Origin of the sequence: Burkholderia sp. TSV86 (genome assembly GCF_001522865.1) — a bacterium.
Lineage (GTDB): Bacteria > Pseudomonadota > Gammaproteobacteria > Burkholderiales > Burkholderiaceae > Burkholderia.
This window is the reverse complement of the sequence record NZ_LOWB01000070.1, coordinates 17,566-40,910: the sequence shown is the minus strand read 5'-3', so window position 1 is coordinate 40,910 and position 23,345 is coordinate 17,566. Positions and strand designations below refer to the sequence as shown.

Below are 23,345 nucleotides of genomic sequence, written 5' to 3'. Positions count from 1 at the left end.
TGGCGCGGCCTCGTGCGCACGGGAACGCTTTTCGCTGCACTTGGTGCACGAACACTTGTCGGGACAAGTGTTCGCGTCACGATTCTTTGGACGCTGACAGGAGGTGCATGTGAACGCGACTCACGATCCAGCCCGCGCGCCGCTCGCCGGCCGCACCGCGCTCGTGACGGGCGGCGGCCGCGGCCTTGGCGAGGCCATCTGCGAGGATCTCGCGCGGCACGGCGCGCATGTGGTCGTTGCCGATTTGGACGGCGCGAGCGCGGCCGCGCTCGCGCAACGTCTCGAGCGGCACGGTGGTCGGGCGCTCGGACAGCCGCTCGACGTGCGCGACGAGGCGTCGGTATCGCAGGCCGTGCGCGATGCGCGCGAAGCGCTCGGCAGCCTCGACGTGATCGTCAACAACGCGGCGATCGACGTGACCGCGCCGATCGACGGCATCGGCACCGACGCGTGGCGGCAGGTGATGATGACGAACCTGTTCGGCCCGTACCTGATGTGCCGCGCAGCCGTGCCGATCATGAAGGCGCGCGGCGGCGGCCACATCGTCAATATCGCGTCGACCGCATCGAAGCGCGCATGGCCGAATGCATCCGCGTATCACGCGACGAAGTGGGGGCTGCTCGGGCTGTCGCACGCGCTGCACGCGGAGTTGCGCCCGGCCGGCGTGTGCGTGTCGGCGATCGTCGCGGGCGGGATGCGCACGCCGTTCCTGCTCGAGCGCTTCCCGGATATCGACGAGGACACGCTGCAGCCGCCGCAGCACGTCGCGGCGGCGGTGCGCTTCGTGCTGACGCAGCCGCCGGGCACCGTCGTGCCGGAACTGATGGTGCTGCCGATGAAGGAGACATCATGGCCGTGATGCGCGAAGGCCGGTGGCCCGGCGCGGTGCTGCTCGACAAGGACGGCACGCTGCTCGAAAACGTGCCGTACAACGTCGATCCCGCGCGGATGCGCGTCGCGCCGGGCGCGGCGCGCGCGCTGCGCACGCTTGGCGCGACCGGCATGCCGCTTGCGGTGGTGTCGAACCAGCCGGGCGTCGCGCTCGGCCGCTTTACCGAAAACGAGCTTGGCGCGGTCCGCCAGCGTTTGGCCGAATTGTTCGAAGCAAACGGTGCGACGCTGGCGGATTTTTTTTACTGTCCGCATCATCCGGCGGGCAGCGTGCCGCGCTATACGTGCGATTGTATCTGCCGCAAGCCGCGCCCCGGCATGCTGCGCCGCGCGCTCGCGACGCTCGGCGCGCACGCCGAATGGAGCTGGATGATCGGCGACATCCTCGATGACGTCGAAGCCGGCCGTGCCGCACGCTGCAACACGATTCTCGTCGACTGCGGCAATGAAACCGAATGGCGGCTCGACACCACGCGCACGCCGCATTACGTGGCCTGCCGTGTCGATCTCGCGGCCGACATCGTCGTGCGCGAGGCCACGCGCCGCCACGGTTCGTGGAGGCGGCAATGAGCGCCGCGTGGGAGCGTGCGCGGCGCATTCTGTGCGTGCGGCTGGACAATCTCGGCGACGTGCTGATGACGACGCCCGCAATGCGCGCGCTGAAGGAAAGCGGCGCCGGGCGCCGGCTCACGCTGCTGACCTCGCACACGGGCGCCGCGCTCGCGAATCATTTGCCGATGGTCGACGACGTATGGATATACGACGCGCCGTGGGTCAAGCATCCGGATGCGCGCGGCGATCCGGCCGCCGACCGCGGCATGATCGACAAGCTGCTGGCGGGCCGTTTCGACGCGGCCGTGATCTTCACCGTCTACAGCCAGAGCCCGCTGCCGGCCGCGATGATGTGCTGGCTCGCGGGCATTCCGCTGCGGCTCGCGCATTGCCGCGAGAATCCGTATCAACTGTTGAGTGACCGCGTGCCGGAGACCGAGCCGCAGTCGCGGGTGCGCCACGAGGTTGCGCGCCAGCTTGCGCTGGTGCGCTCGGTCGGCTCGAACACGTCCGATTGGCGGATGGCGTTCGAGCCCGGCGACGCGGCGCGGCGCGCGTTGCATGCGCGGCTGCGTGCGGCGTTGCAGCGCCCGGGCGGGCCGCGCCAGCCGGACCCGGCGCGCGCGCGCTGGCTGGTCGTGCATCCGGGCGCGAGCGCGGCGTCGCGGCGCTGGCCGGCCGAACGCTTCGGCGAGGCGGCCGCGCGTGTCGCGCCGCTGTTCGACGGCATCGCCGTGACGGGCAGCGCGAGCGAGCGTGCGCTGGTGGACATGGTATGCGAGCGGGTGGGGCCGCGTGCGCTGCCGCTTGCCGGCGTGCTGCCGCTTGGCGAACTCGGCGCGCTGATCGAGACGGCCGAGCTGCTGCTGTCGAACAACAGCGGCCCCGTCCATCTCGCGGCCGCGCTCGGCACGCCGGTCGTCGATCTCTATGCGCTGACCAACCCGCAGCACACGCCGTGGCGCGTGCCGCATCGCGCGCTGAATGCCGACGTGCCGTGCCGCAATTGCTATCGCAGCGTGTGCAACCAGCCGGGCCATCCGTGCCTGCTCGGCGTGAGCGTGGACGACGTCGTCCAAGCCACGCATGCGCTGCTGGGCGGCCGCGCGCGTCATGCGCAACGTGCGGCCGCGCGGGCCGCCCACGGCGAGTGCGTCGAACCTGCCGGCCTTCACGCCCGTCATCACGAGGAGCTGACGCATGCCCGAACCGATCTATACGCTCGGCATCAATGCCGCGTTTCACGACAGCGCCGCGTGCGTCGTGCGCGACGGCGCCGTGATCGCGGCGGCCGAGGACGAACGCTTCACGCACGTGAAGCACGCGAAACGGCCGGTGCCGTTCTCGACGTGGGAGCTGCCGTATCACGCGATCGACTACTGTCTCGCCGAAGCGGGCATCGCGCTTGCGGACGTCGACCATGTCGCGTATTCGTATGATCCGTGGCTCGAACTCGGCCGTCACCGCAGCGAGCCCGCGCTGACGCTGCCGCTCGCGCCGTCCGCGCATGCGCCGCGCGCGGACGGCGCGTCGCCGTGGCATCCGCTGTTCCTGTCGTCGATCGTGAATGCGCCGCGCCAGCTCGCGGGCGGCGCGCCGCACCATCTGCAGCGCCGTTTTCGAGGCGTCACGCACGACGGGCCGTTCCGCTGGCATTTCGTCGAGCACCATCTCGCGCACGAGGCGAGCGCGTTTCTCGCGGCGCCGTTCGACCGTTGCGCGGTGATGACGATGGATGGGCGCGGCGAACGCGCGACCACGAGCTACGGCGTGTTCGACGGCCGGTCGTACCGGCGGCTCGGCCAGGTCAACCTGCCGCATTCGCTCGGCCTGCTGTACGAGCGCGTGACGCGCTATCTCGGCTTTCTGCATTCGTCCGACGAGTACAAGGTGATGGCGCTCGCGTCGTATGGCAAGCCGGTGTTTGCCGACGACATGCGCAAGCTGGTCCGCTATCGCGGCGAAGGCCGCTACGAAATCGTCGACGGCGATCTGAGCGCGCTGTTCGGCGCGCCGCGCGAACGCGGCGGCCCGGTCGAGCCGCGTCATTGCGACATCGCGCACGCACTGCAACTCGTGCTCGAGGAGACGGCGCTGCAGGCGGCCGGCTGGCTTGCCGGGCAAAGCGGCGAGCAGCAGCTCGCGATGGCGGGCGGCGTCGCGCTGAATTGTGTGATGAACGCGAAAATCCGCGATCGCGGCCCGTTCGACGACGTGTGGGTGCAACCGGCGGCCGGCGACGCGGGCACCGCGCTCGGTGCGGCGCTATGGACCGACTTCCGGATACGCGGCGCGCGCGGCGGCTGGCGGATGGACCATGCGTATCTCGGGCCGTCGTACAGCGACGGCGCGATCGAGGCGTTTTTGAACGAAGCGCAACTGCCGTACCGGCGGCTTGACGACGTCGCCGCGCAAACGGCCGCGCTGCTCGCGGCGAACCGCGTGATCGGCTGGTTCCAGGGCCGCATGGAGTTCGGGCCGCGCGCGCTCGGCGCGCGCTCGATCCTCGCATCGCCCACCGATCCGGACATGCAGCGCAAGCTCAACAGGATCAAGGATCGCGAGGACTTCCGGCCGGTTGCGCCGGCCGTGCTCGAAAGCCGCGCGCATCACTGGTTCACCGGCGGCCGGCGCACGCCGCTGCGCGCGCCGTTCATGCTGTTCGTGTACGACGTCGCGCCGGGCGCCGAAGCGGTGATTCCGGCGGTGCGCCATATCGACGGCACCGCGCGCGTGCAGACGGTGAACGAAAACCAACATCCGCTGCTGCACGCGCTGCTGTCCGAGTTCGATGCGCTGACCGGCGTGCCGGTGCTCGTCAATACGTCGTTCAACACGCGCGGCGAGCCGATCGTCTGTTCGCCACGCGATGCGGTCGAATGCTTCTGGACGTCGCCGCTCGATGCGCTCGTGATCGGTTCGTTCCTGCTGGAGAAGCCGAGATGAACGGGCGCGACACGCAATGGCCGCCGATGGTGTCGGTGGTCGTGCCGACCTGCCGGCGGCCCGAGCTGCTCGCGCGCTGCCTCGGCGCGCTGTGCGCGCAGGCGTTCGAGCCCGCTGCGTATGAGATCGTCGTCGTCGACGATGACCGTGCCGGCAGCGCGAGGGCCGTCGTCGATGCGTACCGCGCGCGCGCGGCCGGCGCACCGGTGATCCGCTACCTGAGCGCGCCCGCCACGCAGGGCCCGGCCGGCGCGCGCAACGTCGGCTGGCGCAGCGCGCGCGGCGCGCTGATCGCTTTCACCGACGACGACACGATTCCCGATCCGGCCTGGCTTAAGCACGGCGCGGCGGCGCTCGTGGCCGAACCGGCCGCGGCGGCCGCGGCCGGGCGCATCGAGGTGCCGTTGCGCGCGCGCCCGACCGACTACGAGCGCGACGCGGCGGGCCTCGCGCACGCGGAGTTCGCCACCGCGAACTGCTTCGTGCGGCGCACGGCGCTCGAGCGCGTCGGCGGCTTCGACGAGCGCTTCACGCGTGCGTGGCGCGAGGATGCGGACCTGATGTTCGCGCTGCGCGAGCATGCCGGGCCGATCATCGAGGCCGGCGACGCACGGATCGTGCATCCGGTGCGCGCCGCCCGCTGGGGAGCGAGCATCGGCCAGCAGTCGAAGGTGTATTTCGACGCGCTGCTGTACAAGAAGCATCGCGCGACCTATCGGCGCCACATCCGGCCGGCGCCGCCGTGGCATTACTACGCGGCGGTGCTCGCCGCGCTCGGCGCGATCGCATGTTTCGTGGCCGCATGGCGCTTGCCGGGCCTCGCGTGCGCGGCCGTCTGGGCGGCGGTCACGGCCGCGTTCTGCGTGACGCGACTGCGCGGCACACGGCTCACGCCATCGCATATCGCCGAGATGATCGTCACGTCGATCGCGATTCCGCCGGTGTCGCTGTACTGGCGCGTGCGCGGTGCGCTCCATTTCCGGGTCTTGTTCCTATGACAATCGATTCCGCCTCATCCTCATCCGGCCGGTTGCGAATCGCGGTGTTCCGCGCGCTGCAACTCGGCGACATGCTGTGCGCGGTGCCGGCGTTGCGCGCGCTGCGGCGCGGCGAGCCGGATGCGCGCATCACGCTGATCGGGCTGCCGTGGGCGCGCGAATTCGCATCGCGTTTTTCCGGCTACATCGACCACTTCATCGCGTTTCCCGGCGCGCCGGGCCTTGCCGAGCAGCCTGAAGCCGACGCGGCCGAGCGCGAGGCGTTCGTCGCCGAATGCCGCGCGCGCGACTTCGATCTCGCGATCCAACTGCACGGCAGCGGCGCGCAGACCAATGCGATCGTCGCGTCGCTCGGCGCGGCGCGCACGGCCGGTTTCGTGCCGCCCGGCGGCGCCACGGCCGCGCTCGATTGCACGCTGCCGTGGCGCGACGGCGAGCCCGAGGTCACGCGCTATTTGACGCTGATGCGCAAGCTCGGCTATCCGGACTGGGGTGACTACCTGGAATTCCCGCTCGGCGGCCTCGACTATGCGTTGTGGCACGTGCTCTGCGACGAGCACGCGCTCGATCCGGGCCGCTACGTGATCGTCCATCCGGGCGCGCGGATGGCGTCGCGGCGCTGGCCGCTGGAACGCTTCGCGAGCGTCGCGCGGCGGCTTGCCGACGACGGCTGGCAGATCGTGCTGACCGGCACGCGCGCCGAACTCGCGCTGGCCAACGCGCTTGCCGACCGTCTCGGCCGGCCGTGCGTGAACCTGTGCGCTCGCACGCCGCTCGGCGCGCTTGCCGCGCTGATCGGCCGCGCGCGGCTGCTGCTGTGCAACGACACGGGCGTATCGCACGTCGCGGCGGCGCTCGGCACGCCGAGCATCGTCGTCGCATGCGGCAGCGACACGGGCCGCTGGGCGCCGCTCGACGCCGAACGCCATCGCGTGCTCGCGAACTATCCGGCCTGCCGGCCGTGCATGTTCGACGCGTGCCCATATGGGCACGAGTGCGCGACGGCGATCGGCGTCGACGACGTGATGGAGCCGGCGGGCGAGCTGCTCGCGCAGCACGGACGTCCCGTCACGTAAGCGGCTGCGCATGCTCGCGTGACACGCTGATGCGTGTCTGCGGCAACGCGCTGAATAGCCTGCCGCCGCCGATTCACCCGCCGCTCGCCCGGTGTTCGCGCAATGCCGTCACCGGCAGCGGAGCGGCGGCGGATGCTCGGCATGAGCGCAATGCGGCGGTGTGAACCCGCAGGCGGCCGAAGTGCTCAGACAGAAGGTCGATCTGAAGGATCGCCGGCAATCAGTTGGTGCGTCCGGAGGCGGCTGGACCGGAAGCCCCGTGTAAAGAGCCGATATGTTCGATACGCAATGCGCGATGCTGCCGCGCCGGTCACGTTCATGCGTGCGGGGGTGTGCGTGCGCGGCGTCGCGCGTCGTCGTCGAGCCGGCGGCGCATGCGTTCGATATGCGGCGCGATCGCGCGCCGCTCGCGCAAAATCCACGGCAGCCCCGCAAATGCATCGGCGACGCCGTGCTCGCGCCACAGACGCGGCAGCATGCGCGCCGTATGCGCGAGCGCGGCACTGGCCGGCCATCTGAGCCACGCGGTCCACAGCGCGTTGCGGGCGGACACGCTCGCGCGCGTGCGCATGTCGCGCTGCGCCGACGGGTAATGATGAACGGTCAGATGCGGCGCATACACCAGCCACGCGCCCGCGCGGCACAGGTCGAGCGCGAGCAGCGCTTCCTCGCCGCCGAGAAAATAGCGCGGGTGGTAGCCGCCCGCGCTCACGAACGCGTCGCGCCGGAATGCGCTCGCGCCGGCCAGCAGCCCGAGAATCGGGCGGCCGGGCAGCGAGACGGGCGCATCGAGCGGGCTGTCGGCCATCAGCCGGCAGGTGGGATCCTCCCGGCGCTCCGGGCCGACCAGCACGCGCGCGGTGACGGCCGCGACGTGCGGATACGCATCGAGCAGGTTGGCGGCTTCGGCCAGCGAGCCGGGCGCCCACCAGGTGTCGTCGTCGCAGAACGCAATGTGCCGCGTGCGCGCGAGCGCCGCGCCAAGATTGCGTCCGGCCGCGCCGAGATTGGCCGGCGCATGTACCAGCGTCACGTGTGGAAAGCGGCTGCGCACGAGCGCGGCGGTGCCGTCGTCCGATGCGTTGTCGACCACGACGATCACCGGGCGGTCGGGCAGTTCGCCAAGCCGCGATAGCGTGCGCGCGAGTTCCGCCGTGCGCTGGTAAGTCAGCACGATCGCGGTCATGCGCGGCTCGCCGGGCGGCAGCGCGGCGCGCGCCGGCGTTACGCGGATGTGCTGGCGCATGCGAGCCGCCGGTCTGTTCCGGGTTGATCCCGGTGACGGCAGAGGATGCACCGGCGTGTCGGAGCAGTCATGTCGTGAAGGTCCTTTTGATGAGCGGGCGAACCGGCAATGCCGGCCGGCGGGCAGATGGCGCGCGGGCCCGCGCGCCGCCGTGCGGTTCGCGTTGCGTTTCGGCGGGCCCGCGCCGCGCCTGCGGCATGAGCGCGCGCCGATGATCGAAATCCCGTTTCGCTGGCGCACCGGCGCGCAACCCGCGCGGCCGCCGCGTCACGTTGCCGCTTTCGGCCGGTTCTGCGCGCCGATTTGCGCGAGCATGTGCGACGCGATCTGCGTGCTGCGCACCAGATCGCCCGGCGTATGATGCTCCGCCTGCCGATGGATGAAATATCGCGCGGTGTGCGCGAGGCCGCTGGCCAGCGGCGTCGTCGCGCGCCAGCCGAGGCGCCGGCGCGCGGCTTCGAGATCGGGCCGGCGCTGACGCGGATCGTCGCTCGGCAGCGGCCGGAACTCGATGGCGACCGCCGCGCCGACGATTCGCACCACTTCGCGCGCGACGTCGATCATCGCGATTTCTTCGTCGCTGCCGAGATTCACCGGCTCGCACGCATCGCCCGGCTCGTCCATCAGGCGGATCAGCGCGTCGATCATGTCGTCGACATAGCAGAACGACCGCGTCTGCTTGCCGTCGCCGTACACGGTCAGCGGCTCGCCGGCGAGCGCCTGCGTGATGAAGTTCGACACGACGCGGCCGTCGGCCGGATGCATGCGCGGCCCATACGTATTGAAAATCCGCGCGATGCGCACGTCGACGCCGTACTGGCGGTGGTAGTCCATGAACAGCGTTTCCGCGCAGCGCTTGCCTTCGTCGTAGCACGCGCGCACGCCGATCGGGTTGACTCGGCCGCAATAGCGCTCGTCCTGCGGATGAACGTCCGGGTCGCCGTACACCTCGCTCGTCGACGCCTGCAGGATGCGCGCGTTCACGCGCTTGGCGAGGCCGAGCAGGTTGATCGCGCCGTGCACGCTGGTCTTGGTCGTCTGCACCGGGTTGCGCTGGTAGTGCAGCGGCGACGCGGGGCACGCGAGGTTGTAAATCTCGTCGACCTCGACGTACAGCGGAAACGTCACGTCGTGCCGCATCAGCTCGAAATTCGGTGCATCGAGCAGATGCGCGATGTTGTCCTTCGTGCCCGTGTAGAAATTGTCGGCGCACAGCACGTCGTGGCCGCAACTCACGAGGCGTTCGCACAGATGCGAACCCAGAAACCCGGCGCCGCCGGTGACGAGCACGCGTTTGCGATCGTAGCCCCTCATCATGCATTCTCCTTGCGGTGGGCGAGCACGCCCGGCGTGGCCGCCACAGGTGTGCGCCGCCCCGTGCCGGCCGCGGCGCCGCCGCGCCGCGGGTGCGCGACGTCGCGATAAATGGCAACGAGGCGATCGGCGACGCCGCGCCACGTGTAGAAGCGGTGCGCGCGCAGGTAGCCCGCGCGGCCGAGCGCTTCGCACAGCCCGGGCTGCGCGCGCAGTTGCACGAGCCGCGCGGCGAGCGCCGCCGGCTGGCGCGGCGGCACTAGGTAGCCGGTCACGCCGTGGTCGACCGTGGTGCGGATGCCGCCGACGTCGCTGCCGATCACCGCCGCCGCGCACGCCATTGCCTCGACCGGCGTGATGCCGAACGGCTCGTACCACGGCGTGGTCACGAACACGTCGGCCGCGCTGTAGTACAGATGCAGCGTGTCGCGCTCGCGCCGGCCGACGAAGGTCACGCGATCCGCGACGCCCGCCGCGCGCGCGCGCGCGGCGAGCCGCGCGAGTTCCGGATCGCGGGACGGGTCGGGCGCGGCTTGGCTGCCGCCGACGATATAGAGCCGAGCCGGCCGCCGCGGCTCGTGCGGCATCCGCGCGAGCGCGTCGATCACGTTGTCGATCCCCTTGCGCGGCACGAGGCGGCCGAGCTGCAGCACGATGAACGCATCCTGCGGCCAACCGAGCCGCGCGCGCGCGTCGGCGCGCGGCACCGGCCGGAATTCGCGCGCGTCGAACCCGCACGGCACGATGTCGATGCGCGAGGCGTCGGCGCGGTAATGCGTCGTCAGGTCGAGCGCGTCCTGCGGACATTCGGCGATCAGCCGGTCGCAGCGGCGCGCGAGCGTGTCCTCGATCGCGAAGCGCTCGTCCGGAAAGCCGTCGGCCGCGCCTTGATGCAGCCGGCGCACGCGGCCGAGCGCATGGAACGTCATGACCAGCGGAATGCCGATGCGTTTCTTCACACGCAGCCCGGCCTCGCCGGACATGAAGAAATTCGCGTGCATCACGTCGACCGGATCGGGCTCGCGCCGCATCCGCGCGATCATGTAGTCCGCGAATGCGCCCATATACGGAAGCAGCCGTTCCTTCGGCACGGCGGCAGGAGGGCCGGCCGGAACGTGGATCACGCGCATGCGCGGGCCGATCTGCACGACTTCGGGCAGGTGCGCGTTGTCGCAGCGCGTGTAGACGTCGACGTCGAGGCCACGCTCGGCCAACTGCTTCGCGACGTTCGCGACATAGATATTCTGCCCGCCTGCATCGACGCCGCCGATCACCCCCAGCGGCGACGCATGTTCACTGATCAACGCGATTCTTTGCATGGTGTCGCTCCCGATGTCGGGGCCGCGCCGATGGGCCCCGTTGCGGGTGTCGTCGGCAATCGGCATGCCTGGCGCGTTGCGGGGGAAACGGCACACCGATGCGTCGAAAAATTTACAACGCGTTGGATGAAAGGGCGTCTTATCGCACTGCGCGACGCCCGTGCGACGCCCGTGCGGCGCGCCGCACGCGGCACGCGATTTGCGCCAGGTGGATCACACCGCCGGCCATGCCGGTTTCGAGTCTAGAAACGAAAGGAGGTCACGATGAAGGTATTCCCGCTGCAAGCCCGCTCCCCGCGTTCTCCACGCTTTCGCTGCCGGCGCGCCAGGCGAGCCGGCATGGCGCTCGCGCTCGCCGCGGCGGCTGCGTGCACGGTAGCTGCGCCGAACGTGCTCGCCGCCGGCGACGACGCGGCGGCGGCATCCTCGGCGTCCGGTTCGTCGACAGGCGCCGCGATCCGCGACACGGCGATCACCGCCAAGGCGAAAGCCGAACTGGTCGGCGCGAGCGACCTGTCGGCCGGCGACATCCACGTGAAGACGCGCCACGGCGTCGTGACGCTGACGGGCAGCGTACCGCACGAGCGGCAGCGCGCGCAGGCGGTTGGCATCGTCAGGAAGATCGACGGCGTACAGGACGTGCGCGACCAGTTGACCATTCGGCCCAAATAACCGCGGCGCAGCCAAAGGAGTTCAGTGATGAAGTGCATGCTCAAACCGGTCGGCGAGCAGACGATCGTGATCACCGGCGCCACGAGCGGCATCGGCCTCGTGACGGCGCGCAAGGCTGCCCGGCGTGGCGCGAAGCTGGTGCTGTTCGCGCGCAACGACGACGCGTTGAACGCGCTGTGCGACGAAATCCGCCAGCACGGCGGCCTCGCGGTGCCGGTCGCCGGCGACGTCGGCAATCTCGACGACGTGCAGCGTGCGGCTGCCCAGGCGGTACAGACTTACGGCGGCTTCGATACGTGGGTCAACAACGCGGGCGTGTCGATCTTCGGCCCGGCGGCCGCGGTGCCGCTCGACGATCAGCGCCGGCTGTTCGAAACCAATTTCTGGGGCGTCGTGCACGGCTCGCTCGTTGCATCGGACCATTTCCGGCGCGACAGCGATTTGCGCGGCGGCGCGATCATCAACATGGGCAGCGAGGCGTCCGATGCGCCGCTGCCGCTGCAAAGCGCCTATGTGGCGTCGAAGCACGCGGTGAAGGGCTTCACCGATTCACTGCGGCTCGAGCTGGAGGCCGACCGTCTGCCGGTGTCCGTCACGCTGATCAAGCCGGCCGCGATAGACACGATGTTCGTGATGCACGCGAAGAACTACATGAACGTCGAGGCGAAACTGCCGCCGCCGGTCTACGACCCGGCGCTCGTGGCCGACGCGATCCTGTACGCGGCCTCGCACGCGCGGCGCACGCTGTTCGTCGGCGGCGCCGCGAAATTCACGTCGGCGAGCGCATATCACGCGCCGCACCTGTTCGATCGCGTCGCGGCCGCGCTGTTCTCGCGCGGCCAGCGCACGCAGCGGCCGGCCCGCCCGCGCGACGACAACGCGCTGTACGAATCGCGCCGCGCGCTGCACGAGCGCGAAGGGATGGACGGGCCGGTGCTGCGCGGTTGTGCGTACAACGCGGTGGTGCAGCGGCCGAAGATCGCGGGCGCGCTCGCGCTGGGCGCGGCGGCGCTGATGGTCGCGGCGCGCGCACGTTCGCGGCGCGCGCCGACGTAACGGCGCCCGTCGCGCCTGTTTTCCGTTTATTTCCAAAGGAGGTTTCCATGACATCGCGACAACATACGGGCCACGAACATAGTCACTCGCGCGCGCACGAAGGCGAGCGCACGCAGCAGGACCACGACAAGGGCGGCCACCAGACCGGGCACGGCAAGCCGCCGAGCCCGGTCGACGTGCAGAAGGCACTCAAGGGAATGGACTATCCGGCGAGCAAGGCAGACGTCGTGCAGTGCGCGCGGCGCTCGCACGCGGATCGCGACGTGCTGGAGATGCTCGAGCAGATTCCCGATCGCGAATACGCCACGCCGGCGTCGGTATCGAAGGAACTCGGGCGGCTGATGTGACGGCCGCGTGCGCCGTGCCCGCGCGCGGCGCACAACCGTCACGAGGAGCATGAGCATGGCGATGATCGTCACAGGCCGCTTCACGACGTTCGACGAGGCCGAAGGCGGGGCGCGCCACCTTTACGAGCGCGCGTTCGGCCCGCAGGACGTGTCGATTTTTTTCCTGAACCCCGGCGGCCAGCATGCGCGTTTTCCGCTCGGCGGTGACGTGTATGCCGATACGGCGGCCAAGCCCGGCGGGCGCGGCGCGGTGCTCGGCGCGCTGCGCGGGCTGCTGATCGGCGTCATCGCCGGGACGAGCGTCTATGCGCTCGGCTTGCGCTACTGGTTCGTGCCGGCCGCCGGTGCGCTCGCCGGTGCCTATCTCGGCGCGTTTGGCGGCGCGCTCGGCCGGATGCGCGGCGAGTGCTCCGAAGGCAAGGGCACGCTCGAGAAGAGCGAAACCGGCGTGATCCTCGCCGCTCGCGTGACGCCGGCGACGGCCGCGGCCGCGGAAGACGTGCTGCGCGAGAGCGGCGCGCTGTCGATCGAGCGTGTCGAAGGCGATTGGCAGGACGGCGAATGGCGCGACTTCGATCCGGTGCGCCGGCCCGGCAGCGCCACGCAGCGCGGCCCGCGTTGAGCGCGGCGCTGGCACACGCGCCGCGCGGCGGCCCGCGCAATCGGACGCCGCCCGACGCGGGGCGCGCGGCACGCCGTTTGCGGCACCGCATTCGACGCAGTTTTCCCACCTGTTCTGTTCAAGGAGGAACCCCATGACCACGGCAAAGACCCTGCCGCCCCAAAAGCAGACGCATCAGCCGGGCACCGAGCGGGAAATGCATCCGAAGCCGCGCGACGAAGCGGCCGACTACACCGGCAGCGGCAAGCTCGCCGGCAAGGTCGCGCTCGTGACGGGCGGCGACAGCGGGATCGGCCGCGCGGTCGCGATCGGTTTCGCGAAGGAGGGCGCGGACGTCGCGATCCTCTATCTGAACGAATCGGACGATGCCGCGCACACGAAAAAGCTGATCGAGCAGGCCGGGCGGCGGTGCGAGGCGATCGCATGCGACATCGGCGATCGCCAGCAGGTGCGCGACGCCGTCGCGCGCACGGTCGAACGGCTGGGCGGTCTGGACGTGCTCGTGAACAACGCGGGTGAGCAGCATCCGCAGCCGCGCATCGAAGACGTGACCGAAGCGCAGCTCGAACGCACGTTCCGCACCAATGTATTCGGCATGTTCTTCTGCACGCAGGCGGCGCTCGCGCACATGAAGGAGGGCGCGCGCATCGTCAACACCGCGTCGGTGACGGCGTATCACGGCAACCCGAAGCTGCCCGACTACTCGGCGACGAAAGGCGCGATCGTCGCGTTCACGCGCTCGCTGTCGACCGAACTGGCCGAGCGCGACATCCGTGTGAACGCGGTTGCGCCGGGCCCGATCTGGACTGCGCTGATCCCGTCGACTTTTACCGCCGAGCAGGTGTCGGAATTCGGCTCGAACGTGCTGCTCAAGCGGCCGGGGCAGCCGGACGAACTGATCGGCTGCTACGTGCTGCTCGCCTCTGAAGGCGCGAGCTACATGACGGGGCAGACATTGCATCCGAACGGCGGCTCGATCGTCGGCGGTTGACGGGCATGGGACAGCCATTGCAGCGATTGACCCAACAAGGAGAACGCGCATGAAACAACGCCACAGGACATTCGCGGCGCTGGCCGCAACCGTGCTGGCCGTAGCGGGCGCCGCCCGCGCGCAGATGCCGAGCGAGCCGCCCGCGTCGAATTCGCAGGTGCCGGGCGGCCTGGGCAAATCGTCGCCGGGCGCCGCAGCCGGCGATTCGGACGCCTCGAAGGCGGCGCCCGGCGACGACGCGCAATTCGTCAACCAGGCCGCGATTGCCGGCAAGGCCGAGGTGCAGGCGAGCCAGCTTGCGCTGAAGCAGGCGCGGTCGGCCGACGTGCGCGCGTTCGCCAAGCGCATGCTCGCCGATCACGGCAAAGCGAACGCAACGCTCAACGAGATTGCGGCGCGCCAACACATGAAACCGCAGGTCGAACAGATCTCGGACCCGGACGTCGACGCGCTGCGCGGCAAAGCGGGGCACGACGTCGACGTCGCATATCTCGCGGCGGCCGGCCCCGGCGCGCACCGCAAGGCGATCGCGCTGTTCGAAGACGAGGCGCGCAACGGCCGGCACGCTCCATTGCGGGCATTCGCGAAATCCATGCTGCCGACGCTCGAGCATCACCTGAGCATGGCACAAACGCTTCAGCGCAAGGTGGGCGCGCAATGACGCGCGCCCGGTTCAACCCATGGGCCGCGCGCGGCCCGCTTTTTCGGAGAAGCAGTCATGGCCCAACGCCAATCGAAGCACGAAGGCATCGTCGAACTGCTCTGCCAGGCTTACGAGACCGAGCTTGGCGGCGCGAAGGTCTACGAGGCCGCGCTGCAGTGCGCGACCGACGAGGATCTGCACAACGAATGGGAAAAGTACCACCGCGAAACCTTGCATCATCAGGAGGTGCTGCGCGGCGTTTTCGAAAAGCTTGGCCTCGATCCGGATGCGCAGTCGCCGGGGCGCGGCGCGGTGGCGATGACGGGCGAATCGCTGGTCGAGGTGATCGGGCACGCGAAGAAGCACGCCGATCCGGCCGTCGCGCAGGTGGTCGCGGCCGAGTGCGTGGTGCTCGCCGAGACCAAGGACCATCTGAACTGGGAGCTGATCGGCTATGCGGCGAACCAGTTGCCCGACAGCGACGCGGTGAAGGTGCTGAAGGCTGCGCACGATGAAGTGGAAGCAGACGAGGATCACCACCTGTATCACACCCGCGGCTGGGCGCGCGAGATGTGGATCGAGTCGATGGGCTTTAAGGCCGTGCTGCCGCCGCCCGAGGAAGTGAAGAAGGTGGAATCGGCGGCCGACGCGGCGCGCGCGGAACGCTCGCGCGGCAAGATGATGTAACCGTACCGGCGCGGCAGCCGGGCGGCGCGCACGCGAACGCCCGGTTGGCCGCTTTCGGATTTGTCCGCTTTCACCGTGTTGCGCTTGCCGCTTGCTGCTTGCTGCTTGCTGCTCGGTGTTCGGCGCATTGTATTCGGGTCTTTCCCGCCTTCTCACGGTTTCGCGGCCTCAGGGTGTCACGGCCTCACGGCGCCACGGTCAGGTCCGATTGCCCCCGTTCCGGCCGCGCCATACGCGGGCTCTCGCGGGCTTTCATACACGGGTTCAGGTCAGCGAATCGACGATCATTGTGATCACCGATGCCGCCATCAGCACGACCGCGAGCCATCCGAACAGCTTCGACGCAGGGCCGCTGCCCGGCTGCCCGGCCGCATCGCGCCGCTGCGCGAGCAGCATCACGAGCACGAGCATCGGCACCGCCGCGATGCCGTTGAGCACGGCGCTCCAGTACAGCGCCTTGATCGGATTGAGCGGGCTGAAGCAGATCGCGATGCCGGCGACGACGCACAGCGTCAGTACCGCATAGAATGCCGGCGCGCGGCGCACCGGTTCGTTCAGCCCTTCGCGCCAGCGCCACGCCTCCGCGCAGCCATACGCGGCGCTGCCCGCGAACGCGGGGATCGCGAGCAGCCCGCAGCCGACGATGCCGAGCGCGAACACCACGAACGCCGCCTCGCCGGCAATCGGCCGCAGCGCCTCGGCGGCCTGCGCGGTCGAGCCGATGTCGTGCTTGCCGTGCGTGAAGAACACCGCCGCGCCGATCGTCATGATGCAGAACGACACCGCGTTGGTCACGATCATCCCGGCCCACGTGTCGAACGTGATGCGCCGCCCGGTTTCGCGGCGTGCGCCGGCCGCGCGGACGGCATCGCCGTTGCGCCGCTCGGCCGAGGTTTCCTCGACTTCCAGCGCGGCCTGCCATACGAACAGGTAAGGGCTGAGCGTCGTGCCGAGCACCGCGACCGCGGTTGTCGCATACGCATGCGTGAACGCGATGTGCGGCAGCACGATCGCATGCGACAGGCTGCGCCAGTCGATATGCACGAACGAGAGTTCGAGCACGTATGCGATCAGCCCAAGCGTCATCCATTTCAGCCAGCGCGCGTAGCGATCGTATGGCAGCAGCACCTGCAGCGCGAGCGACGCGATTCCGTAGACAGGCGCATACCAGTAGCTGCGGCCGCCGACGACGAGCGCCGTCGCGTCGCCCATCGCGGCCAGATCGGCGCCGACGTTCACGACGTTGACGATCGCAACCATCGCGATCAGGCATTTGGCCAGCCGCTCGGAGTAGTGCTCGCGGATGCCGGCGACGAGCCCTTCGCGGTTGGCGCGCCCGATGAACGCCGACGCGAGCTGCACGGCCACCATCATCGGCAGCGTGACGACGATCATCCACAGCATGTGAAAGCCGAACTGGCTGCCGGCCTGCGCATAGACGGCGACGTTGCTCGGGTCCGCGTCCGATGCGCCGGCGAGCAGGCCGGGGCCGAGCCGCTTGTACCACGGTTTCGTGGCGGGCGGCGCGGCGGCCGCCGGTTGCGGCGCACTGCCGCGCAGCTCGCTCATCCAGCGTCTCCGTGGGCACGGCGCGCGCCGCCGTTGCCGCGCGCCAGGCGCGCGGCGGTGCGCAGCGCGTCGACGAGCACGCGGTATGCGCGCTCGCGCGAATCGGCGCCGCGCGTGCGCAGCACATACGACGGGTGATGGGTCGCGACGACGAGACAGCCCTCGCCGGTTCGCACCGGTATCGGCGTGCGCTCCAGCGTCGCGTCGTTGTCGCGCAGCACCGCGCGCAGCGCCGTCGCGCCGAGCGCGACGATCACGCGGGGCGCAAGCGTATCGAGTTCACGCTCGAGCCAGTAGCGGCACGCGGCCACCTCGTGTTGCGCGGGCGTCTTGTGCAGCCGCCGCTTGCCGCGCGACTCCCATTTGAAGTGTTTGACCGCATTGGTCAGATAGACGCTCGCGCGGTCAATGCCGGCTTCGTCCAGCGCGCGGGCGAGCAGGTGGCCGGCCGCGCCGACGAACGGTACGCCGGTGCGATCTTCCTGGTCGCCCGGCTGCTCGCCGATCAACATGATCCGCGCATCGGCCGGCCCCGCGCCGGGCACCGGCTGTGTTGCGCGTTCCCATAGCGTGCAGCGGCGGCATGCGTCGAGCGTCGCGGGCGCGTCGCCGTTGCCGTTGCCGGCGGGCGATTGCGTGGGCTTTGCGCGCGGTTTGAGCGTCATGCGGCGCGTCCCGATGACGGTACGCGTGCGATGCCGGCGTTCGCGGCCGCGCGGCGGCGCGCCGCCCGGCCGCGCACCAGCGCACCGGCTGCATGACGGGTTCGCAAGGACTGCATCGCGTGCATCGGCGGCTCCCATATCGACGGTATCGGACACGCAGCAACCGGCATGCCGGCTATCGGCAGCCAAGCGGTGCAGCCGATATGGGGAGCCGATCGTCGATATGGGCGCGCGGTTTGCGTCCGTGCCGCATCCGCTCACCAGGAGAACCACGATGCATACCACCCCCGCCGACGATCCCGCCGACGGCGATGTGCTGCTGTGGCGCGCACCGGCCAGCGTGCCGCCGCGCCCGCGCCGCGTGCTGGTCGTCGACGACTATCGCGACGCGGCGCACGCGCTGCAATTGCTGCTCGACGCACGCGGCTTCGAATGCCGCGTCGCCGACGATCCGCGTGCCGTGTGCGACCTCGCGCGCGGCTGGCAGCCGTTCGCGGTCGTGCTCGACATCGCGATGCCGGGCCTCGACGGCCTGCAACTCGCGGCGCGCCTGCGCAGTGACCCGCTCACCGCCGACATGCTGCTCATCGCGTGCAGCGCGCTTGCGTCGCAGCGCGATCGTGAGCGCGCGCGGCAAGCCGGTTTCGATGCGCATTGCGCGAAGCCGCTGACGCCGCACCGGCTGTTGCGCTATCTGGAATTGGCGAGCAGCGGCCCTCGATGATGCGCGCCCGCGCGGGTGCGTTACATGGCGTTTGTAAAACGGCGGGGGGCGGCGTGGTGCGGTGTCCGGCGTTGCCAGCGCTTGTAAAAAAGCACCTGCCGAGACGCGTGATGACGGGGCGCGAACTCGCCAGAGCCGCGCCTGGCGGGGCTTTGCCGTCCTGGCATGAATGCTGCGTGGATTCGTGCATACCAACTGCGTACATGGTCAGGAGGGCATCGATGTCCGTCACGCTTGCGCTCCAGATGCGGCAGCATCTGGCACTCACGCCAAGGCTTCAGCAGTCGCTACGTCTGTTGCAGTTGTCTTCGCTCGAATTCCAGCAGGAATTGCGTCACGCGCTCGACTCCAATCCGTTCCTCGAAGACGGCCAGGGCGACGACGAGAGCGTCGCGCACGCGCCGGACGGCGCGGCCGAAGCGGCTTCGGCCGAACCGCCGCCCGAGCGCGAAGACGCCCGCGCGCCGGACGGGGAGGCGGCCGGCGAGATGATGCCCGAGGTGTCGTATACGGCCGCACCGGCGCCGCGCGGCCCGAGCCGCCTGGGCGGCGACGCCGGCGAGCTGTCGCCCGGCGAATGGATGGCGGCCGAGCCGTCGCTGCATCAGCACCTGCATGACGCGCTGCGCCTCTATCCGCTGAACCGGCGCGACCGCGAGGCCGCGCGCCTCGTGATCGACGCGCTCGACGACGACGGCTATCTGCGCCTGGAACTGCCGGAGTTGCTCGTGGCGGCCGATCCGGCGCTGCTGCTTACCGGGCAGGATCTCGCGGTCGCGCTGCGGCTCGTGCAGATGCTCGATCGGCCGGGAATCGCGGCGCGTTCGCTGTCCGAATGCCTGCTGCTGCAACTCGACGCCATTGCCGCCGGCACGCCCGCGCTTGCCGAAGCGAAGACGATCGCGCGCGAGCACCTCGAGCGGCTCGCGCGACGCGAGACGGCCGAAATTCAGCGGCGCCTCGGCTGCAGCCAGCAGACGATGCAGGCCGCATGCGCGCTGGTGCGCGGGCTCGATCCGCGGCCCGGCAATCACTACGGCAGCGCGCGCGGCGACTACGTGGTGCCCGACGTGATCGTGCGCCAGGTGCGCGGCGAATGGATCGTGACGATCAACCCGGCGGTGCTGCCGCGCGCGCGGCTGCACGAACGCTATGCGACGCTGTTCGCGCAGTCGAGCGGCGAGCGCGACTCACCGCTCGGCCAGCAACTGCAGGAAGCGCGCTGGCTGATCCGCAACGTGCAAAAGCGGTTCGACACGATCCAGCGCGTGGGTGAATGCATCGTTGCCCGGCAGCGCGATTTTTTCCGTTACGGCGAGATCGCGATGAAGCCGCTCGTGCTGCGCGATATCGCGGAAGAACTCGGCCTGCACGAATCGACCGTGTCGCGGGCAACGGGCAACAAGTACATGGCCACGCCGCACGGCACCTTCGAATTCAAGCATTTCTTCCCGCGCAAGCTGGAGGCGGCCGGCCGGGGCGTGTGCTCGGCCTCGGCCGCGAAGGCGCTGATCCGCGACATGATCGCCGCCGAGCGCCGCACGGCCCCGCTGTCCGACGTCGCGCTCGCGCAGAACCTCGCCGGGCGCGGTATTCTGCTCGCGCGCCGGACCGTCACGAAATACCGGCAGGCGATGAAGATTCCACCGGCCGAACTGCGGCGGCGCGATGCCGCATGACGGGGCAGGCGGCCGGGCCGTGCATGGCGCATCCGAACGATCGGCGCACGCGTCAGGCGATGCGATCGCGCGCCGCGCCGCGCGCGATCGCCACTGACGCGTTGACCCGCACGATCGGCGGCTCGCCGTCGAACGGCGGCACATACAGGAAGCGATCGATGACGCCGGGCTCGAACAGCAGGCAGTACGTCGAGCCGCCGTACTGGAAATAGCCGATCTCGTCGCCCTTGTCCACGTGTTGGCCTGGCATGACCTCGATCACGCACGACGACACGTCACCCATGCCGACGAATACGGCCGCTACCGTGCCGATTCCTGGATCGTCGGCCGCGATCGCGACGATCGCGCGCGTGGCCACGGCTGTCGTATAGCCTTGCGAGTCGTTGAGCCCGGCCGGGTCGGGGCCTTCGGCCTCGGCAATCGAGTAGTACGTGCCTTCGACGCGATACGCATGCGTGAGCGTGCCGCGCACCGGCGCATGCCAGCGGTGGTAGTTGTATGCGCTGAGATACGCCTGATACAGGTCGCCGCCGACGAAGCGCTTGGCCAGCGGCAGCCGCCTCGGCGTGAAAATGTCGCGCAGCGAATACGGCTGGCCCTTGATCCAGAACGAGTCGCACAACTGCACGTTGGTTGCGCGGTGGTATGGCGACGCTTCGCATGCGCTGACGATCACGTGCGGATCGTCCGGCGCCGCGACGGGCCGCGCGCCCGCGCGAAAGCGCCGCGTGAAGAAGTCGTTCCACGAATCGAAGCCCCAGTGCGGCTTGTCCTGCCGATACTCGAATTGCGACAGGCCCAGGCGTTTGCGCGCCGCGTCGCAGAACCAGCCGTCGGGCGCCGACGTATCGAGATGCGCGCGCGAATGCGGGCCGCCGAGAAAATCGCACCATACGTTCAACACGCGCTTGAGATGCATGTTCACCGCCGCATCGCGAAACACCGCGTGGCCCGACGGCATGCACATCGGCCAGTCGAGGAACGCGTTCAGCGGGCATACGATCAGGCTCGATTCGCTGAACGGCGGCGTGTACGTCATCAGGTAATCGATCACCATCATCAGTTCGCCGGTCGACGTATAGCCGAGCCGATGGCCGGCTTCGCACGCCTCGTCGATCGCACGCGTGAGGCCCATGCGCAGCAATGCGTTGTCCTGGAGCAATCGGGCGAGTTTCTGGACTGCCGGCGTGCGCAACCGCTGGCCGGCATGCGCGCGTGCTTCGCTTGCGATTTTTTCACGGTACGCGGCCATGTGTGATTCCTCGCTGGCCATCCATCCGCCGAGGCGACGGCGCGTGGCGGGCGGCGTGCTGCGGTCTGTCGGCATGGTTCCTCCAGAGGGGCGAAGGGTTGTCATACGGCTCGCCGCGGCAACGCGCTTGTTTGGCGGCGGCAGGCCGCGCATACGCACGGCCTGCCGCCGCCCGCCACGAGACACGACGGGGCGCCGCCTGGCTCACGCGAAACGCCGCGACGAGGTGTCCGGGCAGCAGGCGCGCACGCAGGCGATGCGTTGCAGCGTCCGGCAGATCGCCGCAAATTCCGCTCCGCTCATGCGCGAGAACGAAACCGAGATGTCGTCGGTGTCCGGGTCTTCGTCCGACTGCTGGACGATGAACCGCTTCACGCGCACGCGGCGGGTGCCGAGCGCGTCGTGCAGCGTGCCGAGCGTCAAGCCGCCGCGCTCGACGACGAGCCGCAGCGTGCGCTGCTGGCGCCGTGCGATGAAGCGGCGCTCGAGAGGCTTCACGCCCGCGAGGATCGCCAGCACGATCGCCGTCGCGCCGATCGACGCGACATACATGCCGCCGCCCGCCGCCAGGCCGATGCCGGCCACCGTCCACAGGCTCGCGGCTGTCGTCAGCCCGCGCACGACTTCGCCGCGCAGCAGGATCGCGCCGGCGCCGAGAAAGCCGATGCCCGATACGACCTGCGCGGCAACCCGCGACGGGTCGAGCACGACGCCGCTTTGCCCGTGCACGTCCTCGAAGCCGAAAATCGACACGAGCATCACCAGTGCCGAGCCCACGCAAACGAGCATGTGCGTGCGCAATCCGGCGGCCCAGTTGAGCCGTTCGCGTTCGAGCCCGATCACGCTGCCAAGCAGCGCGGCGAGCAGCAGGCGTCCGAGGAGTTCGGCGTGGCCGATCATCGCGGCCTCCCTTGGGATGGCGTAGCTGAGCGGTTCGATGCGCGAAAGGGATGCAAGACGCGTGCCGGGCGGCGCGGGGGCGGGCACGGCGCGTGCGCGCAGGGCTGGCGGCGTGCGCGGCGATCGTGCGGCGCGCATTTTTTTCATGTCATCGCAGATAAGCACAGGAGGCCAACATGCAGCATCAACCGGACGCACCGGCTCGCGACTCGTATCGCGGCCACGAGATTCGCGTATGGGCGCGGCCCAACGGACGCGGCGCGTGGGCCGACGAGGTGCAGGTGTATGTCGGCGGCGCGCGCATCGAACTCGTTGTACCGGAACCGGCCAACCCCGAATGGCTCACCGAGGACGAGGCGCTGCGCGCGGGCGTCGAGCGCGGGCGCTATCTGGTCGACAAGCGCCTCGACGACGACTGAGCCGGCCGGCACGGCGCTTGCGCGCCGCATGTCGTGACCGCATGCCGGCGCCGCGCCGGGGAGGACAGATGAACGATCCGCGCACGCTTCATATCTACCGCTACGATCCCGATCGCGACGCGGCGCCGTACATGCAGCGCTACGAGATCAGCTTGAATTCCGACGACCGGATGCTGCTCGACGTGCTCGGGCGTCTCAAGCGCGTAGACGAGACGCTGTCGTATCGGCGTTCGTGCCGCGAGGGGATCTGCGGCTCGGACGCGATGAACATCAACGGCCAAAACGGGCTCGCGTGCTTGACGAACATGAAGGCGCTGCCGCGCGAGATCGTGCTGCGGCCGTTGCCGGGGCTGCCGGTGGTGCGCGATCTGATCGTCGACATGACCGATTTCTTCAATCAGTATCATTCGATCCGCCCATACTTGATCAACGATACGCCGCCGCCCGAGCGCGAGCGGCGGCAGTCGCCGCAGCAGCGCGACCAGCTCGACGGGCTGTACGAATGCATCCTGTGCGCATGCTGCTCGGCAGCGTGCCCGAGCTACTGGTGGAACCCGGACAAGTTCGTCGGGCCGGCCGGGTTGCTGCAAGCCTACCGGTTCATCGCGGATTCGCGCGATCAGGCGACAGCCGAGCGGCTCGACAATCTCGAGGACCCGTATCGGCTGTTTCGCTGCCGGACGATCATGAACTGCACGCACGTATGCCCGAAGGGGCTGAATCCGACCCAGGCGATCGCGCAGATACGCGCGATGCTGGTCAGGCGAACCGTTTAGG

The 23,345-nt window shown here is 69.7% G+C and carries 23 protein-coding genes and 1 pseudogene; 17 read left to right on the top strand and 7 right to left on the bottom strand.

Annotation, left to right across the window (positions count from 1 at the left end):
* Positions 1-109 precede the first annotated feature (109 nt).
* From WS68_RS10190 to WS68_RS10165, 6 genes and pseudogenes are all read left to right on the top strand, one after another.
* Positions 110-859 carry an SDR family oxidoreductase gene (locus WS68_RS10190; RefSeq protein ID WP_059570797.1) on the top strand — a complete coding sequence of 250 codons (750 nt, stop codon included), beginning with the start codon at positions 110-112 and terminating at the stop codon, positions 857-859.
* Positions 850-1,461: a D-glycero-alpha-D-manno-heptose-1,7-bisphosphate 7-phosphatase gene (locus WS68_RS10185; RefSeq protein ID WP_059570674.1), complete on the top strand. Its 612-nt coding sequence runs from the start codon at positions 850-852 to the stop codon at positions 1,459-1,461. The genes WS68_RS10190 and WS68_RS10185 overlap by 10 nt, the downstream gene beginning before the upstream one ends.
* Positions 1,458-2,640: pseudogene (locus tag WS68_RS10180) on the top strand (glycosyltransferase family 9 protein). Before WS68_RS10185 ends, WS68_RS10180 begins: the two are co-directional and overlap by 4 nt.
* Positions 2,641-2,643: 3 nt before the next feature.
* Positions 2,644-4,389, top strand: coding sequence for a carbamoyltransferase family protein (locus WS68_RS10175; protein WP_059570673.1), 1,746 nt, complete (start codon positions 2,644-2,646; stop codon positions 4,387-4,389).
* A complete protein-coding gene (locus WS68_RS10170; RefSeq protein ID WP_059570672.1) occupies positions 4,386-5,387 on the top strand; it encodes a glycosyltransferase family 2 protein in 1,002 nt (333 codons plus the stop codon). Before WS68_RS10175 ends, WS68_RS10170 begins: the two co-directional genes overlap by 4 nt.
* Positions 5,384-6,463 (top strand): glycosyltransferase family 9 protein, encoded by a 1,080-nt coding sequence (locus WS68_RS10165; protein ID WP_059570671.1) that lies wholly within the window; start codon positions 5,384-5,386, stop codon positions 6,461-6,463. The genes WS68_RS10170 and WS68_RS10165 overlap by 4 nt, the downstream gene beginning before the upstream one ends.
* 316 nt (positions 6,464-6,779) lie before the next feature.
* On the opposite strand, the gene WS68_RS10160 is transcribed toward WS68_RS10165, so the two are convergent.
* From WS68_RS10160 to WS68_RS10145, 3 genes are all read right to left on the bottom strand, one after another.
* Positions 6,780-7,709 (bottom strand): glycosyltransferase family 2 protein, encoded by a 930-nt coding sequence (locus WS68_RS10160; protein ID WP_059570670.1) that lies wholly within the window; start codon positions 7,707-7,709, stop codon positions 6,780-6,782.
* A gap of 267 nt (positions 7,710-7,976) precedes the next feature.
* Entirely contained in the window at positions 7,977-9,023 is a 1,047-nt protein-coding gene (locus tag WS68_RS10150; protein WP_059570668.1) for a UDP-glucuronic acid decarboxylase family protein, read from the bottom strand.
* Positions 9,023-10,342, bottom strand: coding sequence for a glycosyltransferase family 4 protein (locus WS68_RS10145; protein WP_059570795.1), 1,320 nt, complete (start codon positions 10,340-10,342; stop codon positions 9,023-9,025). Before WS68_RS10145 ends, WS68_RS10150 begins: the two co-directional genes overlap by 1 nt.
* Positions 10,343-10,606: 264 nt before the next feature.
* Between WS68_RS10145 and WS68_RS10140 the strand changes: the two genes are divergently transcribed.
* The 7 genes from WS68_RS10140 (at position 10,607) to WS68_RS10110 (ending at position 15,360) form a co-directional block, all read left to right on the top strand.
* A complete protein-coding gene (locus WS68_RS10140) occupies positions 10,607-11,014 on the top strand; it encodes a BON domain-containing protein (RefSeq protein WP_059570667.1) in 408 nt (135 codons plus the stop codon).
* 27 nt (positions 11,015-11,041) lie between these two features.
* Complete coding sequence (locus WS68_RS10135) at positions 11,042-12,070, top strand: SDR family oxidoreductase (protein WP_059570793.1); 1,029 nt, start codon at positions 11,042-11,044, stop codon at positions 12,068-12,070.
* A 47-nt stretch (positions 12,071-12,117) separates the two neighbouring features.
* The gene (locus tag WS68_RS10130) at positions 12,118-12,417 is read left to right on the top strand and encodes a DUF2795 domain-containing protein (protein WP_059570666.1); all 300 of its coding nucleotides are present in this window, start codon (positions 12,118-12,120) and stop codon (positions 12,415-12,417) included.
* A 55-nt stretch (positions 12,418-12,472) separates the two neighbouring features.
* Positions 12,473-13,039, top strand: a complete 567-nt coding sequence (locus WS68_RS10125; protein WP_059570791.1) for a hypothetical protein — start codon at positions 12,473-12,475, stop codon at positions 13,037-13,039.
* Between the two features lie 133 nt (positions 13,040-13,172).
* On the top strand, positions 13,173-14,030 hold the full coding sequence (locus WS68_RS10120; protein WP_059570665.1) for an SDR family oxidoreductase: 858 nt from the start codon (positions 13,173-13,175) through the stop codon (positions 14,028-14,030).
* Between the two features lie 49 nt (positions 14,031-14,079).
* Positions 14,080-14,691 carry a DUF4142 domain-containing protein gene (locus WS68_RS10115; protein WP_059570664.1) on the top strand — a complete coding sequence of 204 codons (612 nt, stop codon included), beginning with the start codon at positions 14,080-14,082 and terminating at the stop codon, positions 14,689-14,691.
* Positions 14,692-14,748: 57 nt separating this feature from the next.
* Entirely contained in the window at positions 14,749-15,360 is a 612-nt protein-coding gene (locus WS68_RS10110; RefSeq protein WP_059570663.1) for a hypothetical protein, read from the top strand.
* Positions 15,361-15,624: 264 nt separating this feature from the next.
* Here WS68_RS10110 and WS68_RS10105 read toward each other — a convergent pair whose 3' ends face one another.
* Both WS68_RS10105 and WS68_RS10100 read right to left on the bottom strand, forming a co-directional pair.
* Positions 15,625-16,929, bottom strand: coding sequence for an NRAMP family divalent metal transporter (locus tag WS68_RS10105; protein WP_059570662.1), 1,305 nt, complete (start codon positions 16,927-16,929; stop codon positions 15,625-15,627).
* Positions 16,926-17,594, bottom strand: coding sequence for a UdgX family uracil-DNA binding protein (locus tag WS68_RS10100; RefSeq protein WP_059570789.1), 669 nt, complete (start codon positions 17,592-17,594; stop codon positions 16,926-16,928). The genes WS68_RS10105 and WS68_RS10100 overlap by 4 nt, the downstream gene beginning before the upstream one ends.
* 274 nt (positions 17,595-17,868) lie before the next feature.
* Between WS68_RS10100 and WS68_RS10095 the strand changes: the two genes are divergently transcribed.
* Together WS68_RS10095 and WS68_RS10090 are read left to right on the top strand one after the other, a co-directional pair.
* Entirely contained in the window at positions 17,869-18,318 is a 450-nt protein-coding gene (locus tag WS68_RS10095; protein ID WP_059570787.1) for a response regulator, read from the top strand.
* Positions 18,319-18,539: 221 nt separating this feature from the next.
* Positions 18,540-19,997 (top strand): RNA polymerase factor sigma-54, encoded by a 1,458-nt coding sequence (locus WS68_RS10090; RefSeq protein WP_059570786.1) that lies wholly within the window; start codon positions 18,540-18,542, stop codon positions 19,995-19,997.
* 52 nt (positions 19,998-20,049) lie between these two features.
* Here the strand turns inward: WS68_RS10090 and WS68_RS10085 are convergent, their stop codons facing one another.
* Positions 20,050-21,324, bottom strand: a complete 1,275-nt coding sequence (locus WS68_RS10085; RefSeq protein ID WP_059570661.1) for a phosphatidylserine decarboxylase family protein — start codon at positions 21,322-21,324, stop codon at positions 20,050-20,052.
* A 129-nt stretch (positions 21,325-21,453) separates the two neighbouring features.
* Positions 21,454-22,149, bottom strand: a complete 696-nt coding sequence (locus WS68_RS10080; RefSeq protein WP_059570784.1) for an MgtC/SapB family protein — start codon at positions 22,147-22,149, stop codon at positions 21,454-21,456.
* 176 nt (positions 22,150-22,325) lie between these two features.
* Between WS68_RS10080 and WS68_RS10075 the strand changes: the two genes are divergently transcribed.
* Both WS68_RS10075 and WS68_RS10070 read left to right on the top strand, forming a co-directional pair.
* A complete protein-coding gene (locus WS68_RS10075) occupies positions 22,326-22,568 on the top strand; it encodes a DUF6566 family protein (RefSeq protein WP_059570660.1) in 243 nt (80 codons plus the stop codon).
* A gap of 68 nt (positions 22,569-22,636) precedes the next feature.
* Complete coding sequence (locus tag WS68_RS10070) at positions 22,637-23,344, top strand: succinate dehydrogenase/fumarate reductase iron-sulfur subunit (protein WP_059570659.1); 708 nt, start codon at positions 22,637-22,639, stop codon at positions 23,342-23,344.
* Position 23,345: the final 1 nt, after the last annotated feature.

Coding starts and splice junctions, on each gene's coding strand:
- WS68_RS10185 (WP_059570674.1), top strand. CDS start 850: ATGGCCGTGATGCGCGAAGGCCGGTGGCCCGGCGCGGTGCTGCTCGAC.
- WS68_RS10135 (WP_059570793.1), top strand. CDS start 11,042: ATGAAGTGCATGCTCAAACCGGTCGGCGAGCAGACGATCGTGATCACC.
- WS68_RS10130 (WP_059570666.1), top strand. CDS start 12,118: ATGACATCGCGACAACATACGGGCCACGAACATAGTCACTCGCGCGCG.
- WS68_RS10150 (WP_059570668.1), bottom strand. CDS start 9,023: ATGAGGGGCTACGATCGCAAACGCGTGCTCGTCACCGGCGGCGCCGGG.
- WS68_RS10110 (WP_059570663.1), top strand. CDS start 14,749: ATGGCCCAACGCCAATCGAAGCACGAAGGCATCGTCGAACTGCTCTGC.
- WS68_RS10145 (WP_059570795.1), bottom strand. CDS start 10,342: ATGCAAAGAATCGCGTTGATCAGTGAACATGCGTCGCCGCTGGGGGTG.
- WS68_RS10090 (WP_059570786.1), top strand. CDS start 18,540: ATGTCCGTCACGCTTGCGCTCCAGATGCGGCAGCATCTGGCACTCACG.
- WS68_RS10085 (WP_059570661.1), bottom strand. CDS start 21,324: ATGCCGACAGACCGCAGCACGCCGCCCGCCACGCGCCGTCGCCTCGGC.
- WS68_RS10070 (WP_059570659.1), top strand. CDS start 22,637: ATGAACGATCCGCGCACGCTTCATATCTACCGCTACGATCCCGATCGC.
- WS68_RS10080 (WP_059570784.1), bottom strand. CDS start 22,149: ATGATCGGCCACGCCGAACTCCTCGGACGCCTGCTGCTCGCCGCGCTG.
- WS68_RS10170 (WP_059570672.1), top strand. CDS start 4,386: ATGAACGGGCGCGACACGCAATGGCCGCCGATGGTGTCGGTGGTCGTG.
- WS68_RS10125 (WP_059570791.1), top strand. CDS start 12,473: ATGGCGATGATCGTCACAGGCCGCTTCACGACGTTCGACGAGGCCGAA.
- WS68_RS10120 (WP_059570665.1), top strand. CDS start 13,173: ATGACCACGGCAAAGACCCTGCCGCCCCAAAAGCAGACGCATCAGCCG.
- WS68_RS10100 (WP_059570789.1), bottom strand. CDS start 17,594: ATGACGCTCAAACCGCGCGCAAAGCCCACGCAATCGCCCGCCGGCAAC.
- WS68_RS10105 (WP_059570662.1), bottom strand. CDS start 16,929: ATGAGCGAGCTGCGCGGCAGTGCGCCGCAACCGGCGGCCGCCGCGCCG.
- WS68_RS10075 (WP_059570660.1), top strand. CDS start 22,326: ATGCAGCATCAACCGGACGCACCGGCTCGCGACTCGTATCGCGGCCAC.
- WS68_RS10165 (WP_059570671.1), top strand. CDS start 5,384: ATGACAATCGATTCCGCCTCATCCTCATCCGGCCGGTTGCGAATCGCG.
- WS68_RS10095 (WP_059570787.1), top strand. CDS start 17,869: ATGCATACCACCCCCGCCGACGATCCCGCCGACGGCGATGTGCTGCTG.
- WS68_RS10175 (WP_059570673.1), top strand. CDS start 2,644: ATGCCCGAACCGATCTATACGCTCGGCATCAATGCCGCGTTTCACGAC.
- WS68_RS10115 (WP_059570664.1), top strand. CDS start 14,080: ATGAAACAACGCCACAGGACATTCGCGGCGCTGGCCGCAACCGTGCTG.
- WS68_RS10140 (WP_059570667.1), top strand. CDS start 10,607: ATGAAGGTATTCCCGCTGCAAGCCCGCTCCCCGCGTTCTCCACGCTTT.
- WS68_RS10160 (WP_059570670.1), bottom strand. CDS start 7,709: ATGCGCCAGCACATCCGCGTAACGCCGGCGCGCGCCGCGCTGCCGCCC.